Raw genomic sequence first — 16,633 nt, 5'->3', positions numbered from 1 at the left:
AGCTTAATCATTAATTTACAGCAGTATGGCTTGGCATGATGCGTTTTAGCTGTTGTTCGCCCCGTCATCCAATGTCATTCATTCATGAGACATGATTGGTTTATGAGCAATAAAACTCCATTAGTGTTTGCCATGGTTGCCGGAGAACTCTCGGGCGATATTTTAGGCGCAGGTTTAATGGCGGCGCTGCAAAAGACTCATCCCGATGCGCATTTTGTCGGTATCGGTGGTCCCCGCATGGAAGCCCTTGGCTTTAAATCCCTGTTTGCGATGGAAGAACTCGCCGTGATGGGAATTGTTGAAGTGCTATCCCGTTTGCCTCGCTTATTAACAGTACGTGCCTCCCTGATTAAAGAGATTACCGCGCTTAAGCCCGATTGTTTTATTGGCATTGATGCACCGGACTTTAATATTGGTCTTGAGCTTAAACTCAAAGCGCGCGGCATTAAGACGGTCCATTATGTGAGTCCGTCTGTGTGGGCGTGGCGCCCAAAACGGATATTCAAAATCGCCAAGGCTACTCATATGGTGCTATCGCTGTTGCCCTTTGAGAAAGCGTTTTACGATCAGCATCAGGTGCCTTGTACCTTTGTGGGTCATACTTTGGCTGACGATATTCCTTTCCAAAGTGATAAGGCCGCAGCCCGTGCCTTGCTTGGATTAGATGCCGATGCTGAATATTTAGCGATTCTGCCCGGTTCCCGCGGTGGAGAGCTAAAGCAACTGGCTGAGCCTTTTGTGAAGGCGGCTTTACTGATTAAACAGAACTTCCCTGATATACGTTTTGTGACGCCGCTGGTGAATCAAAAACGCCGTGACCAATTTGAGCAAGCACTGAAGGATTTTGCGCCTGATCTTGAAATCCACATGATTGAAGGCCTGTCCCGTGAAGTGATGGCAGCGGCCGATGGTATTTTATTGGCATCTGGCACTGCGACGTTAGAAGCCATGTTAGTCAAGCGTCCTATGGTGGTGGCTTATCGCGTGAGCCCGATAACCTATCGCATTGCTAAGCGCATGATGCAGGTCGAGCGTTTCTCGTTACCGAATTTGCTTGCTGGAAAAGATCTCGTCCCAGAACTTATCCAAGAAGATTGCACCCCAGAGAAAATTGCGGCTGTCGTGACCCTTGAGCTCAATCGCGATTTTGCGCCGCTCAAAGCCGAGTTTGAAGCATTACACCAAGTATTACGTCGTGATGCGAGCTTAAAAGCTGCTGAAGCGGTAATGGCGCTGGTTGAGCCTAAACACACTCAGGCTAAATCGCCGGAGGCTAATTAGTGGCAACCTATAAAAGTTTAAATGAAGCCGATTTGCTGGCCTTTTCGACGGGGTTGATTGCCGGAGTGGATGAAGTCGGCCGTGGCCCCTTAGTCGGCGACGTCGTCACTGCCGCAGTGATTTTGGATCCGAGCAAGCCCATCAGTGGCCTGAATGATTCGAAAAAACTCACTGAGAAGCGCCGCGAAGCACTGTTCGATGAGATTTGTGATAAAGCTTTGTGTTATCACGTTGGCCGCGCCAGTCCTGCTGAAATTGATGAGTTGAATATTCTGCACGCCACTATGCTGGCGATGCAGCGTGCGGTTGCTGGGCTTAATATTGCCCCTGAGCTTGTGCTTGTGGATGGCAATCGTAGCCCCATCTTTGTTGCCCATAATGGCGCTGGGCTTACCAGTCACAGCATCGTTAAAGGTGATGGTTTAATTGCTAGCATCAGCGCCGCTTCGATCATCGCGAAAGTGACGCGGGATCGTGAGATGGACGTGCTCGATGCTGCTTATCCGCAATACGGTTTTGCTCAGCATAAGGGCTATCCAACTAAGGCACACTTTGCGGCTATCGCTGAACATGGTGTGTTTGACCAGTATCGTAAAAGTTTCAAACCCGTCAAAGCATTACTGGGACTGTGAGCGCTGATTTTAGCATTTAACCCAAACAAGCCGAAATAGGTATCTTGAGGTTGTTTGGGTATATAGTTGCCGTTATCCTGCAAAGTCACTGGCTCTGGCTGCGTGACTTTGTTAGGCTGCTTTCTAGTTATTGTTAACCTGCTATTCAAAGATAATCCTAATTATGTCCGATCCTCGTTTTGTGCATCTTCGTGTCCACAGTGACTTCTCTATGACCGATGGCGTGGCCAAGGTTAAGCCGATTTTGGCGCAGGTGGAAGCGCAGGGAATGGCGGCTGTCGCCCTGACTGATCAAAACAACTTTTGTGGTTTGGTGAAGTTTTACAGTGGTTGCCATGGTGCGGGGATTAAGCCGATTATCGGCGCCGATTTTTGGATGCAAGTGCCTGGATTTGAAGGCGAATTATGCGCCTTGACCATTATTGCGATGAACAATGTCGGTTATCAGAATCTGACTCAAATTATCAGTCAGGCCTATTTGCGTGGCCAAGTGGCTGGCCGTGTAGTGATAGACCAAGAGTGGTTACTCACCTATAACGAAGGCATTTTGTTGTTATCAGGTGCCAAAGAAGGCGATCTGGGTAAGGCGCTGCTCAAGGGCAATGGCACACAAGTCGAATCTTTATGTGAGTTTTATCAAACCCATTTCGCCGATCGCTATTTTCTTGAACTTATCCGCACTGGACGCCCAGACGAAGAGCGCTATCTGCACATGGCTGTGGCCTTAGCGCAGGAGAAGGGCATCCCTGTGGTGGCTACTAATCAGGTGGTGTTTCTTAAACCCGAAGATTTTGATGCCCACGAAATTCGGGTGGCAATTCACGATGGCTTTACCCTTGCCGATCCTCGCCGACCTAAAAAATACAGTGAACAGCAGTATTTGCGTAGCGAAGAGGAAATGTGTGAACTATTCGCCGACATTCCTGCGGCGTTGGCGAACAGTGTCGAAATCGCTAAACGCTGTAATGTAACGATCCGTTTATACGAATATTTCCTGCCCAACTTCCCGACGGGCGATATGTCCATCGAAGACTTTCTGGTCGATTGTTCGAAGAAGGGTCTTGAAGAGCGGCTCGAGTTTTTGTTCCCCGATCCTGAAGTGCGCGCCGAGAAACGCGGCGAATACGATGAGCGCCTCGATATCGAACTTAAAGTGATCAACCAGATGGGGTTCCCTGGTTACTTCTTGATCGTAATGGAGTTCATCCAATGGGGTAAAGATAACGGTATTCCAGTTGGGCCTGGTCGTGGCTCGGGCGCGGGTTCACTCGTGGCCTATGCGCTTAAGATTACCGATTTAGACCCATTGGAATTTGATTTACTGTTCGAGCGATTCCTCAATCCAGAGCGGGTTTCCATGCCCGACTTTGACGTCGACTTTTGTATGGATAGGCGTGATGAGGTTATTGATCACGTGGCCGAATTGTACGGCCGTGAAGCTGTATCGCAAATCATCACCTTCGGTACTATGGCGGCGAAAGCGGTAATCCGTGACGTTGGCCGTGTGCTGGGTCATCCCTATGGTTTTGTTGACCGAATTTCTAAACTCATTCCACCAGAACCAGGCATGACGCTGGCGAAAGCGTTTGAGGTTGAGCCTGCACTGCAAGAATCTTATGATGGCGATGAAGACGTCAAAGATCTGATCGACATGTGCCGTAAGCTCGAGGGCGTAACCCGTAACGCCGGTAAGCACGCCGGTGGTGTGGTTATCGCACCGACAAAAATTACCGATTTTGCGCCGCTCTATTGCGATGCAGAAGGCAAAAATCCAGTAACACAATTCGATAAAAACGACGTTGAAACCGCAGGGCTGGTTAAGTTCGACTTCTTGGGGTTAAGAACCCTGACGATTATCGACTGGGCGCTCGAGATGGTGAACAAGGTCGAAGTGAAAAATGGGCGTAAACCAATACGGATTGAGGCGATTTCACTCACAGATCCCGCCTGTTTCCGTCTGCTGCAAAAGTATGAAACCACAGCGGTATTCCAGCTCGAATCCCGTGGTATGAAGGATTTGATTAAGCGTCTGCAGCCCGACTGTTTCGAAGACATGATTGCACTGGTGGCACTATTCCGTCCGGGGCCGTTGCAATCGGGCATGGTAGATAACTTTATCGAACGTAAGCATGGGCGCGAGGAAGTCTCGTACCCAGATTCTCAGTATCAACATGAATCGCTTCGTGAGCTGTTATCGCCGACCTACGGCATTATTCTGTATCAAGAGCAGGTGATGCAGATTGCGCAGGTGCTGTCGGGCTACACCCTTGGCGGCGCCGACATGCTGCGCCGTGCTATGGGTAAGAAAAAGCCCGAAGAGATGGCCAAGCAGCGCAGTATCTTTAAAGAAGGCGCAATCAATAACGGCGTCGATGGCGACTTGTCGATGAAGATCTTCGACTTAGTGGAAAAGTTCGCCGGCTACGGTTTTAACAAATCTCACTCAGCCGCCTATGCGTTGGTGTCTTATCAGACCTTATGGCTAAAAACCCATTATCCTGCGCAGTTTATGGCGGCGGTAATGTCGGCCGATATGGACAACACAGATAAAATTGTGACCTTGGTCGATGAATGTGAGCGTATGGGGCTACCGCTCATTCCTCCGGATGTGAACAAAGGCTTGTTCAAATTTACCGTTGATGATGATCTGCGCATTGTTTATGGCATTGGTGCCATTAAAGGTGTGGGTGAAGGCCCAGTTGAATCGATTTTAGAGGCGCGTAAGGATGGCCCCTTCGTGGATCTATTCGATTTTTGCGCCCGCATCGATTTGAAAAAACTCAATAAACGCGTGATTGAAAAGCTTATCTGCGCGGGCGCACTCGATACTCTTGGACCGCATCGTGCGTCTATGATGGCAACCTTGCCCGAAGCGATTCGCGCCGCCGATCAACACGCCAAAGCCGAGGCGATTGGTCAACACGATATGTTTGGTTTGCTCAACAGTGAACCCGAAGACAGCAAGCAGCAGTTTGTTGAATGTACCCCTTGGCCGGATAAAATTTGGCTCGAAGGCGAGCGTGAAACCTTAGGCTTGTATTTGACCGGTCATCCGATCAATCAATATTTAAAAGAGCTTAAGCATTACACGTCCGGTCGTTTGAAAGATGTGCATCCGACCGAGCGCGGTAAAACCGCTAAGGCTGCGGGGTTAGTGGTGGCAACTCGAGTGATGCTGACTAAGCGCGGCTCAAAAATGGGCCTATTGACGCTTGACGATAAGAGCGCGCGTCTTGAAATCATGTTGTTTACCGAAGCCTTTGAAAAGTTTAATCATCTGCTGGAGAAAGACCGCATCCTCATTTGTGAAGGTGAGGTGAGTTATGATGATTTCGCCGGCGGCAACCGCATGACGGCACGAAATATCATAGATATCAGTGAGGCGCGAAGTCACTTTGCTAAGGCGCTAGAAATCGATATGGATGGCAGTGAGTTAACGCCATCTGCCCTCGATACCTTCGAGCAAGCCCTAAGCCCGTGGCGTAACGGCGCTGTGCCTGTGGTGATCAACTACACTCAAGCCCAAGCCAAAGGTCAATTTAGACTCGCCGATGCTTGGCGAGTGAATCCGACCGATGACTTGATGCTCTCGCTTGAATCGCTGCTCGGGCCAAATAAGGTGAGAATTTTATTCTAATGTTGGCGAATGTCTTAGGTGCAAACAGATGAAATTAATCTATGTCGGCTAAGCTTGACGAGCCATTAGCAGCTGGCGATCTCAGCATGCATATCAGTGCTTTTTTGGCTGCGCAACCCTTAGCGCCTGACTGCAAGTTAGTGCTGGCTTACAGTGGCGGGGTTGATTCCGAAGTCTTAGCCTTTGGTTTAAGTCAGTTTGCGCGGCAACATCCTAAGTTTAACTATCAGTTGGTGTATGTGCACCATGGCCTAAGCGATAACGCTGATGCTTGGGCGCAGCATTGTCTTGAGCGCGGTCAACATTATGGTTTACCCGTGACGGTTGAGCGAGTGACAGTTAATCGCGGACCCAGATTAAGCCTTGAAGCCGAAGCACGAAAAGTCCGTTATCAAGCGATTGAACGGCATTTAACTGCAAATGATGTGTTGTTGACGGCCCACCATGAAGACGATCAGCTTGAGACTATCTTACTGGCGCTCAAACGTGGTCAGGGACCGAAAGGGCTGGCGGCCATGGGGCAAGAACAAGCATTAGCACAAGGCAGACAACTGCGGCCGTTGTTGGATATCAGCCGTGAGCAGATTGAAGCCTACGCAAAACAGCAAGGCTTAGTGCATATCGAAGATGAAAGTAATCAAGACGATAAGTTCGATCGTAATTTTTTACGTTTAGAAATCATTCCCCGTTTAAAAGCGCGCTGGCCGAGTATTGCGACAACTGCGAGTCGCAGCGCGGCATTGTGCGCCGAGCAACAGGCAACGTTGGATTTACAGGTGAGTGAACGTTTACCTTTATGGTTAACCCAAGCGCCTTACCATACTCAAAGTGTATTTAAGCTCGAGGGTTTTGCCGAGCAGTCAGCCGACTGGCAAGCGTTACTCTTGCGGGGATTTATCGAATCACAAGGTTTTGCCTTGCCCTCAAAGGTGCAGCTTAATCAGATCATCACTCAGCTTTTAACCGCGAAAGATGATGCCAAAGTGCATATTCGAGTGGGTGAGTGTGAAATCCGCCGCTTTGCTAATCAAGTGTATTTATTTAAGTATCACGCCCGCATGCGTCATGCTAAGCCTGCTAGCTGGACATTTCCTTCGCAGCTCCTAAATCCTTTAGTGCAGGGCGACGTTACTCAAGTGGACGTGACTCAATCAGACGTTACTCAATTGGATGTGACTCAATTGGACGTGACGTCTGCGGGTATTACTTGTGGTGAGACGATACTTCTCAGTGCCTCTAAACAAGGGCCTAGAGCTCGCTTTCCTCGGCCAGATGAAGTGGTGAGTGTGCGTTATCAACTTGCGGGGCAATGTCGCTGTCATCCCCATTCCCGTGGCAAGGGCCGAGAATTAAAGAAACTGTGGCAAGAGTTTGGCGTTCCGCCTTGGGTACGTGAAAAGGTCGGTTTCGTGTTTTATAACGAGCAACTGGTTATGGCGATTGGGCTGTGGGTTGAAAAAAGCTTTATTCTTGAGTCGAATGGACTAGGTTTGCAGGTATCTCAAGCTTCTGTTTAAGTGCTTGTTTAAGCTTTTTTTCAAGAGCTTGTTCAAGTGCCTGTTGGCGAAGCAAGGGTTTCAGGTTGGGAGTTGTCGCAGGTGTATTTGTGAGTGGTTGCAGCATTATTCTTTTGAAGTAGGAAAGCAGCAAAGTAAGAAAGAGTAGGTCGCAGCACGTCAGTTTGATTCGAATCTTCCTTGAGATCTACATTGAGATATTAACTTTCCTTTCGTTTTGAACCTTCACCGATTACGCGCTGCGAGTGAGTTATCGCATTTCATTTGGCATCCCTGCGCGTCTAAACTAATTGATTTTGGCTGAGTTTATAGCAGTTACGTCCCGCTGCTTTGGCTTGATATAGCGCCTTATCGGCAAGTTCATAAAGTTGTTCGGCTTCAATGGTATCGTGTGATTCTGCCGCACCTAAACTACAGCTCACTCCAAACTGGGTGAAACTACTGTGCTGATTGATGGCCGAGACAATCCGTTCGCACAATAAGCCTGCCGCATGAATATTGCCTTGGACAATAATAACGAATTCGTCACCGCCGATACGGAATGCTTGATCCGTATTACGTATGGTCGCACGAATGATGTCGCCAAATTCCTTCAGAATATAATCACCACATTTATGGCCGAATTTATCATTTAGCTGTTTAAAGTTATCTAAATCGAGCACTATGAGTGCGACAGAACCTTGTTTTCTATGGGCTCTAGCGGTCGCATTGCTAAGACTTTGACTGTAGTAATGGCGATTACCTAAACCTGTGAGCGAGTCAAACATAGCTTGCATCGACATTTCTTGGTATTGCATTGCATTTAATAACGGTTGCAATAACAGCGGCTCAATCTCTTTCAGGTTTGAGGTTTGCGATGGCGTCAGTGGCGTCAATAACTGGTATTGAATCGTCAGCGGCATACCAGCACATATCAGCTGTCGTTTGACGCTGATACCATAACGTTTGCCCCAGCTTAATTTATGTTCGCCATAACTTAAGCGCACACCTTGGATCGGCAAGTGTTGTCCCAGCACTTTGCCATAGCAGGCAAAGACTGTCCTTGGATCTAAACTGGCGTGCAGTTGTTGGATCACTTGTACCAAGTCCAATGGATTATCATTGGGACTATAATGTTCTGTTTGATAGCGATATTCGTCGGGATATAGCTCGGTCGCTAGGCCAAAGTCCATAATCATCACTCCAGCAAATGTTAGTGCGATACATCTCTTACCTAGTCTAAGCAAATACCGTGCCGTTATATTTGTTAATAAAATTTGTCTTTGTTAGTCATTCAGTTAAGCTTAAAACTCAGCGTTAGCTTTTTTGACACGTCAGCATTTTGACAGGAGTCATAGCCCCAATGGAACATAGCTTCTTAATCCAAGTACTACTTATGTTAGTGATTGCCATTGTGGCTATTGCTGTGCTGCGCCGTTTGGACTTACCCGCAATTCTGGCTTATTTACTCACTGGTGTAGTGAGTGGACCGAGCGGTTTTCATTGGTTTACCCAGCATCAAATGCAATCTGTCGCTGAACTTGGGGTTGTGCTACTGATGTTTACCTTAGGCTTAGAGTTCTCTGTGCCGCGGCTGTGGGCCATGCGCCGTACCGTATTTGGCTTAGGCAGTGCACAGATGGTAATAACGACCCTGTTGACTATGGGCGTGGCCCTGTTGTGTGGTCTTAATTGGGTCGAAGCCTTAGTTATCGGAGCTGCCATTGCTTTATCATCCACTGCCATCGTCCTTAAATTACTCAATGAGCAAGGATGGTTGCGTCGTCGTCATGGTGAGCTATCCGTCAGTGTCTTATTATTCCAAGATTTAGCGGTGGTGCCGCTGTTGATCCTATTGCCATTACTGGCCAATGGCGGCGAACCTTTGATCGTTGCGGATATCGCCTTTGCTTTGCTGAAAGGTATTTTGGCTTTTTTCCTCTTAATGGCTTTCGGTAAATGGGCACTGCCGCGGATTTTTGACGAAGTTGCCCGCTCCCGCTCTAACGAACTGTTCGTGTTATCAACGCTGGTGGTGGCCTTAGTCACTGGAGCGTTCACCCAATGGCTTGGATTATCCATGGCGCTGGGGGCATTTATGGCGGGTATGCTGCTGGGAGAAAGCCAGTACCGCCGCCAACTTGAGGCCGATATCCGGCCTTTTCGTGATCTATTGATGGGGCTGTTTTTCATCTCCATAGGCATGATGCTGGACTTTACCTTAGTGATGCGTTTCTGGTGGCAGATATTGCTGATTTTAGTGGCGGTTGTGCTTGGTAAGGCGCTGATCATTCATGGCATTTTAAGACTAGTAGGCGAGCCTTTTCGAATTTCGATGAGCACTGCCATGAGCCTAGCCCAAGTGGGCGAATTCAGTTTTGTGGTGTTGGCTTTAGCGGTTAATTATCAACTTTTAGATAATGAAATCAGTACCATGTTGGTCATGGTCGCCGTGCTTTCCATGTCGCTCGCACCTTGGTTAGTTCGCCATAGCGTGGACATTGCTAAGTGGGTGCTGGGGATCCGGCAGGCAAAACACGTGGATGAAGTCGTACCACTTTTAATGGATGAGCAAGAGCTGGTGATGATTTTCGGTTATGGCCGAGTAGGGCAGACCATAGCGCGTTTTTTGAAAACTGAAGCTGTACCTTATCTGGTGATGGATCTCGATCCAACTCGTGTTTCTGAGGCACGCCGTGCTGGCGAACCGATTTATTTTGGAGACGTGTGTAAACGGGCGATGTTAAAACAAATAGGCGTTAAGCAGGCCAAGATGATCGTCATCACTTTTTGTGAATCGCGCAGTTTAGAAGAAGTCCTACCCTTATGTAAGTTATTGGCGCCAGAAGCTAAAATTTTAGTCAGAACTAAAGACGACAGTGATCTAGACTTGCTGAAAAAAGCGGGTGCCAATCAAGTGATCCCAGAATCTTTAGAAGGTAGCTTGATGCTAGTGTCACAGGTGTTACATCAATGCGGTGTGCCATTGGCGCGGATTTTAAAACGTTTAGAGTCAGAGCGGCGCAATCATTATCAATTTTTACATGGTTTTTTTTCCGGTACTGAAACCGACTTCACCTTAGAGTCATTGCATGCGGTGGCGTTACCGCGTGGCGCAGATGCGATTGGTAAAACCGTTGCCGATATTATGTGGGAAACCTTAAGAGTTGAGTTAAGGGCGATTCGTCGCAATGGCGCCGAAGTGGAACATCCTGAGCAGGACTGGGTTTTTCGTGCAGGGGATATCTTACTGATAGTGGGTAAACCACGACGACTTGAGAAAGCTGAGGCTAAGCTCCTACATGGCTAAAGGCCTGAGGTTCACTCTTTTGAGATGGATGAAAATGCAGATATAAAAATGCCGACATAGTGTCGGCATTTTTGTCTGGAACTTGTTAACTTAAATTAGACAAAGTCTAATTACAGAATAACTACGTTCGCAGCTTGAGGACCTTTTTGGCCTTGTTCGATGTCAAAAGAAACCTTTTGACCTTCAGCAAGAGTTTTAAAGCCTTCTGAAACGATTGCGCGGAAATGAACGAATGCGTCAGCGCCACCATTGTCAGGAGAAATAAAACCAAAACCTTTATCTTCGTTAAACCATTTAACTACACCAGTAGTTTTAGACATGAATGTCTCCAAAATTTTCAAACAAATAATTCGCAATTATGCGGGATGTTAGCCAGAAATAGAATTATTTACATTGATGATAAGTTATGAGTGGAAAGCTTCATGACAGCAAAAAATATTACAGGCGTAGCGAAGGTTTTCAAATACATAATATTGCTTATAAATAGGTCTGAATCACAGGCCGGAGTGCAGATTAACACACTCTAGGGGTTTGTATAGCTTTATTTTCAAATACCTTTCATCTATAGAGAGGGTTATGGAAAGATATTGGGAAGGACGAGGCTTTATAACTGTTTATATTCAATTGGATACGGAGCTAGTTTGAAAGTTATCGAGCATAAAAAATATTTTGTCTGTTTGTCGCGACTTAGTGACAGTTTACCTATTAGGTGTCTGTGGATGTTGAAAGGCGACCTGAATGCCAGAGACAGGATTCAGTCACGCTTAGTTACGTTATTAAATTGTTGCCTATTTGTGTTGGTGATATTCTCGTCTGCAAAATATCAGCGTGTTTGAGCTTTAGATTCAGTGCGATAACTGTAGACCCAATATAATAAGAATGGAGAATGACGTTGAAAACAGTACTAAAACGGATTGGACTCGGCAGCTTAGTCTTAGTGCTGTTATTAGTGGCGCTGGCCGCCCATGAATGGTTTGCGAAAAAACCGTTTTTCTTTCGCGCGTTCTTAGATCGAAGTGTGGTCAAGATGGCTTTCGAAAGCCCTGAAACCTTGACCTCATTGGGCTTCTTAGAATCGGTAGGGATTACAGGCCATAACGCCGAGTTGGATGATGATAGTCCAGAGGCGATGGATAAGACTTTCGCGCAAGTGCGAGATCTGCGTGAAACCCTATTGAGCTATTCCGATGCGGATTTAGATGAAAATCAACGTATCTCCAAGGATATTGCCTTATATCTTGCCGATTTCGCATTGGTCTCTGAGCCGTATCGTTACCATAACTATCCGCTGAATCAGTTGTTTGGCGTGCAAAACGGGTATCCCAGCTTTATGCAGGCACAGCACCAAGTTCACTCGGTGGGCGATGCTGAAAACTATTTGTCGCGTTTACAAAAGGTGAAACTTAAGTTTGCGCAAACTCTCGAAGGCTTAAAAATCCGTGAAGCTAAAGGGATTATTCCGCCTAAGTTCGTGATTGAGCGGGTTCTCACCGAGATGAATGATTTTATCGCGACGCCGATTCAAGACAATATCCTATACAGTTCATTCAAAACCAAATTAGCTGACACGGATATCAGTGCCGATGAACAAGCACGGTTATTGGCCGCCGCCGAAGCGGACATTAAAGGTTACGTGCATCCAGCGTATCAATTATTTATCGACTACTTTACCCAGTTACAAGCCAAAGCTGGGACGGATGATGGTTATTGGGCGCTGCCAAATGGCGACCTTGCCTATGAGCAATTGCTGAAGTTCTTTACGACCACTAATTACACCGCTGACGAAATCCATGCTAAAGGGCTGGCTGAGGTGGATCGCATTCAGAGCGAGATCATGACTATCTTAGCCGCTGAAGGTTACGATGTGAGCCAAGGTTTCTCGGTCGCGATTGAAGCATTAGCTGCCGATCCTAAGTTTTACTACGAAGATAGCGATGCGGGCAGAGCGCAAATTCTGGTTGATTATCAGCATATTCTTGATGAAGTGAATGCGGGACTCGGTGATGCCTTCCGTATTCGACCCGAAGCGGGCATGGAAGTAGTACGAATCCCTGAATTTAAAGAGAAAACAGCACCGGGTGCCTATTATCAGCAGCCCGCGATTGACGGTAGTCGTCCAGGGCGTTTCTATGCCAATTTATATGACATCAAGGCCACGCCTAAATACGGTATGCGCACTTTAGCCTATCACGAGGGGATCCCTGGACATCATTTCCAAATTGCAGTGGCGATGGAGTTAGAGGGTATGCCACTTATTCGTAAGATGGCGCCTTTTACGGCGTACATTGAAGGTTGGGCTTTATATAGCGAACGTTTGGCGTGGGAGCTCGGTTTTCAAAAGGATCCCTTTGATAATATCGGTCGTTTGCAGGCAGAGTTGTTCCGCGCTGTGCGTCTAGTGGTGGATACCGGTATTCACCATAGCCGTTGGACTCGCGAGCAAGCGATCGACTATATGAAGAAAAATACTGGCATGTCCGATCGTGATGTCACGGCAGAGATTGAGCGTTATATCGTTATGCCAGGTCAAGCGACGGCCTATAAAGTCGGCATGATGAAAATTCTCGAACTGCGTGAAAAAGCCAAGTCGGCCCTAGGGAATAAGTTTGATCTCAGAGACTTCCATGATGTGGTGCTGAAAAATGGCGCTGTGCCCTTGGATATCTTAGAAACACTGGTCGATCGCTACATTGCTGATAAAAAGAGTACTGAGGCTAAAGCAAAAGGCTAAAGGCTAAAGCAAAAGGCTAAAGTAAAAGTCTAGCCCTTGGTTGCACCAGTTAATGCTTAGTGGTTAATTTAAGGCTAACACCTAATTTATCAATGGCTTATGCGAGTTTAAATCCATACCCTGTCTGCGAATAAGTCTGTTCTTTTATCTTGCAGGCAGGGTGAGTTTATCGATAGAGGCTATCATTCTGGCTTTCGGCCAAGGCTTTCAATACAATTCCACACAACTCATTGATAAATGTCGCTCGGCAATGGCTTGCTATTGTTAGGTATCGATATTTTTAGTTTCAAGGTTTTTACATGAATCGCTTGTCCCCCAAGATCCTATCCAATTGACTCGCACCAAAATAGAGTCATTATTCACGCCGCCAACCTTAATGCGCGCCCGTGATTATGTGATGAAAGGACGGGTCTTGAGCGCCAAAGCGAATGCTGATTTTCGTCATATTGAAGGCCGCGTCATGGGGACGGAATCCCAGCCCTATCGGCAAGATATTCGCCTCGTGAGTGTTAACCATAAGTTGATCATGAATGGCTTCTGTTCATGCCCCGCCACTGGGCATTGCAAGCATATTGCCGCCGTGCTTTACAGCTTACTGAGTGATAGAACCGTTGAAGATCAACGTATTGCCCAGTGGTTACATCTGCTAGACGAAAGTGATGATCTCACGGTTTCAAATGTTGATTTACTCTATGACGATCGCGTGCTGTACGTGTTATCCAAAGATGATAACGGCGTCTACCTTGAACTAAGAAAAGGTAAGCTGGCGAAGAAGGGCGGTTATAACAAAGGCTCTAAAATCGCGTTATCCGATGTGCAATACTACATGCCCGCTTGGATTAGCGCCGAAGACGTGCTCATCATCAATCTCATTATGTCGACTCGTCGTCACGGAGCCTCGCGTCTATATCTTAAAGCTCAGTTAGGCGCTATGGCGCTGGAAAAAATGCTTGTTACTGAACGGTGTTTTTGGGAAGAGAGTCGTTTACCGCTCACCCGAGGTGAACCGTTAAAGCCAGAATTCATTTGGCTGGATAAGGATGCCGAGCACAAGCAAATGCAGTTAACCTTGCCCAATAAGGACAATTGGGAGCTGATCCCCTGTGAGCCGCCGACTTATATCGATTTAGATTATTTTAAAGTGGGCGCACTGGACACAGAGATCAGCGTTGAAAAACTCTTGTTACTCAGTCAGATGCCGCCAGTGCCTAGCTCACAAATTGAACTAGTGAGCCACAAACTGATTAAGCATTTTTCTGCGAAAACCGTACCTACGCCCGCTTTGATTGATTTTGTCGAGCTGCAAGTGCCGCTGCAAGTCAGGTTGACCTTAACCTCGCAGGAGTTACCTGAGTTTGCTATGGCGCAGCCACTGGTGCTGTTGGAATTTGTCTATCAAGATGTGGTACTTGGCGGTCAATATCCCGATGAGCCCTTATCCTTAGTTACCCATCAAGGCAAAACCTATCAAGTCGCGCGTCAACTCGATGCGGAAATGGATGCGATTAATCGTTTGATGGCATTGGAGCTCGTGGAGCTGGCGCCTTCTTTTATCCCTAACAGTGGCAGCTATGTCAGTATTTGGGGGTTAGGGTCACTGCCAGAAACCATTGATGCTTGGTTGCACTTTATTCAACAGGAAATCCCAGCGCTAGAGGCCTTGGGCTACCAAGTGCATTTTGCTGACCATTTCAGTTTGAATGTGATTGATACTCCATTGGCGATTGAACTGGATGATACACAAGAGGGTTGGTTCTCCCTGTCACTGAATGCCGATATCGATGGCCAAATGGTGCCTATGCTGCCCTTAATTGCCACTTGGCTTAAGCAGTATGGTGAACCGGCAGATGATGCAGAATTACTGCTACCCAGCCCGAATGGCGATTGGTTAAAAGTCAAAGCCAGCGTGATTAAGCCGCTGATCAGCATAATTTTAGAGCTGTTCGACAGCCATAAAGGCAATAGCGTGTCTTTGCCTAAATACCGTGCCCACCTATTAAATGATTTTGCCGACAGCGATATTCGTCTGCTTAATGGTGAACGGGTACGCAGTTTAGCAACTAAGCTTGAAAATTTTAACGGTGTGTTAGAGGTCGCTGTCCCCGACAACTTACATGCTGAGTTACGCCAGTATCAACAGCAAGGCTTAAATTGGCTCTGTTTTTTAAAGGAATATCAGCTTGGCGGTATTTTGGCCGATGATATGGGTCTAGGTAAAACCATTCAAACCTTGGCCTTTTTACTTAAGCAGCAAGCGTTAAAACCCGTAGGGGCTAACCATGCTCCAAGCCTCATTATTTGCCCAACGAGTTTAGTGGGTAATTGGGCAAAGGAAGCCGCGAAATTTGCACCTTCGTTAAAGCTTGTCGTGATTCATGGCGCCTTGCGTAAGCCTTTGCTCGAACGCTTAGGTGAGTTTGATATTGTGGTGACGACCTATCCGCTGATTGTGCGCGACAGTGACTATTACCAACAGCAGGTGTTTGAACATATCGTGCTCGATGAAGCGCAGCAGATTAAAAATGCGCAGGCGAAAGTGACTCAAGTGATTAAAGAGCTTAAAGCGCCGTTTAGATTGTGCCTGTCGGGTACGCCGCTTGAAAATCACTTAGGTGAACTTAAGTCCTTGATGGATTTTTGTTTGCCCGGATTACTCGGCACGAATGCCTTCTTTAACAAATCCTTTAGGCACAAAATTGAACGTTATGGCGATATGGAACAAGCGCAAATCTTGAGTCAGCGGATTGCGCCTTTTGTGCTGCGCCGAACCAAAGATGAAGTGGTCGGTGAATTACCGCCTAAAACCGAAATCTCCCAGAGCTTAGAGTTAGAAAAAGATCAGCGAAATCTCTACGAGAGTATTCGACTGGTGATGGAGAAAAAACTGCGGGATTTATTTGCCACTCAAGGCGTTGGCAGCAGCCATATCGAGTTTCTCGATGCCTTACTTAAGCTACGCCAAGCCTGCTGCGATCCGCGCTTAGTAAAGTTAGAGCAAGCGCAAAAAGTGAAGAGCAATGCTAAGTTAGACTGGCTAAAACAGAACCTGCCCGAGATGGTGCAAGAGGGACGTAAGATATTGATCTTCAGCCAGTTCACTAGCATGCTCAGCCTGATTGAAGCTGAGCTGGTGGACTTGGGGCTCGATTACAGTAAGCTCACAGGGCAAACTCGCCTGCGCCAAGCCCAGATAGATAAGTTCCAAGAGGGTGATACGCCTGTGTTCTTAATTAGCTTAAAAGCGGGCGGTACTGGGCTCAATCTCACCGCGGCCGATACCGTTATCCATTATGATCCTTGGTGGAATCCAGCGGCGGAAAAACAGGCTACGGACAGAGCCCATCGTATCGGCCAAGATAAGCCCGTGTTTGTGTATAAGCTGATTGCCGAAGGCACTGTAGAAGAAAAAATCCAAGAAATGCAGCAGCATAAGCAAAGCCTGGCGGACAGTATTCTCGAAGGTAAAGGTAAGGGCACATGGCAAGGAAGCGCCGATGAACTGTTATCGCTTTTTAGCTAATCATGGCCAGTTTTTCTAAATTGATT

At 47.2% G+C, this 16,633-nt stretch carries 9 protein-coding genes; 7 read left to right on the top strand and 2 right to left on the bottom strand.

Features of this window, described 5'->3' with window-relative positions:
* Positions 1-102: 102 nt before the first annotated feature.
* The 4 genes from lpxB (at position 103) to tilS (ending at position 7,067) form a co-directional block, all read left to right on the top strand.
* On the top strand, positions 103-1,281 hold the full coding sequence (gene lpxB, locus OX890_RS15810) for a lipid-A-disaccharide synthase (RefSeq protein WP_126492383.1): 1,179 nt from the start codon (positions 103-105) through the stop codon (positions 1,279-1,281).
* Positions 1,281-1,913: a ribonuclease HII gene (rnhB, locus tag OX890_RS15805; protein ID WP_126492382.1), complete on the top strand. Its 633-nt coding sequence runs from the start codon at positions 1,281-1,283 to the stop codon at positions 1,911-1,913. The genes lpxB and rnhB overlap by 1 nt, the downstream gene beginning before the upstream one ends.
* A 163-nt stretch (positions 1,914-2,076) precedes the next feature.
* Positions 2,077-5,550: a DNA polymerase III subunit alpha gene (gene dnaE / locus OX890_RS15800; RefSeq protein ID WP_268649544.1), complete on the top strand. Its 3,474-nt coding sequence runs from the start codon at positions 2,077-2,079 to the stop codon at positions 5,548-5,550.
* A 41-nt stretch (positions 5,551-5,591) separates the two neighbouring features.
* Complete coding sequence (gene tilS / locus OX890_RS15795) at positions 5,592-7,067, top strand: tRNA lysidine(34) synthetase TilS (protein ID WP_268649543.1); 1,476 nt, start codon at positions 5,592-5,594, stop codon at positions 7,065-7,067.
* A 281-nt stretch (positions 7,068-7,348) separates the two neighbouring features.
* Here the strand turns inward: tilS and dgcS are convergent, their stop codons facing one another.
* Positions 7,349-8,239: a diguanylate cyclase DgcS gene (gene dgcS, locus OX890_RS15790; RefSeq protein WP_006080996.1), complete on the bottom strand. Its 891-nt coding sequence runs from the start codon at positions 8,237-8,239 to the stop codon at positions 7,349-7,351.
* A 170-nt stretch (positions 8,240-8,409) separates the two neighbouring features.
* On the opposite strand from dgcS, the gene OX890_RS15785 reads away from it, so the two are divergent.
* On the top strand, positions 8,410-10,356 hold the full coding sequence (locus OX890_RS15785; protein WP_268649542.1) for a monovalent cation:proton antiporter family protein: 1,947 nt from the start codon (positions 8,410-8,412) through the stop codon (positions 10,354-10,356).
* Between the two features lie 110 nt (positions 10,357-10,466).
* Here the strand turns inward: OX890_RS15785 and cspE are convergent, their stop codons facing one another.
* Positions 10,467-10,676, bottom strand: coding sequence for a transcription antiterminator/RNA stability regulator CspE (cspE, locus tag OX890_RS15780; RefSeq protein ID WP_006080998.1), 210 nt, complete (start codon positions 10,674-10,676; stop codon positions 10,467-10,469).
* A 566-nt stretch (positions 10,677-11,242) separates the two neighbouring features.
* Here cspE and OX890_RS15775 point away from each other — a divergent pair.
* Both OX890_RS15775 and OX890_RS15770 read left to right on the top strand, forming a co-directional pair.
* The gene (locus OX890_RS15775; protein WP_268649541.1) at positions 11,243-13,087 is read left to right on the top strand and encodes a DUF885 domain-containing protein; all 1,845 of its coding nucleotides are present in this window, start codon (positions 11,243-11,245) and stop codon (positions 13,085-13,087) included.
* A gap of 274 nt (positions 13,088-13,361) precedes the next feature.
* The gene (locus OX890_RS15770; RefSeq protein ID WP_268650622.1) at positions 13,362-16,607 is read left to right on the top strand and encodes a DEAD/DEAH box helicase; all 3,246 of its coding nucleotides are present in this window, start codon (positions 13,362-13,364) and stop codon (positions 16,605-16,607) included.
* Positions 16,608-16,633: the final 26 nt, after the last annotated feature.

Source organism: Shewanella sp. DAU305 (genome assembly GCF_026802235.1).
Classification (GTDB): domain Bacteria; phylum Pseudomonadota; class Gammaproteobacteria; order Enterobacterales; family Shewanellaceae; genus Shewanella; species Shewanella baltica.
Note: the sequence above shows the minus strand (reverse complement) of the source record. Positions and strands in the feature narration are given on the sequence as shown.

Bases quoted from the DNA above. Each gene is read 5' to 3' on its own strand.
- lpxB (WP_126492383.1), top strand. From the start codon at position 103: ATGAGCAATAAAACTCCATTAGTGTTTGCCATGGTTGCCGGAGAACTC.
- dnaE (WP_268649544.1), top strand. From the start codon at position 2,077: ATGTCCGATCCTCGTTTTGTGCATCTTCGTGTCCACAGTGACTTCTCT.
- tilS (WP_268649543.1), top strand. From the start codon at position 5,592: ATGTCGGCTAAGCTTGACGAGCCATTAGCAGCTGGCGATCTCAGCATG.
- dgcS (WP_006080996.1), bottom strand. From the start codon at position 8,239: ATGGACTTTGGCCTAGCGACCGAGCTATATCCCGACGAATATCGCTAT.
- OX890_RS15785 (WP_268649542.1), top strand. From the start codon at position 8,410: ATGGAACATAGCTTCTTAATCCAAGTACTACTTATGTTAGTGATTGCC.
- cspE (WP_006080998.1), bottom strand. From the start codon at position 10,676: ATGTCTAAAACTACTGGTGTAGTTAAATGGTTTAACGAAGATAAAGGT.
- OX890_RS15775 (WP_268649541.1), top strand. From the start codon at position 11,243: ATGACGTTGAAAACAGTACTAAAACGGATTGGACTCGGCAGCTTAGTC.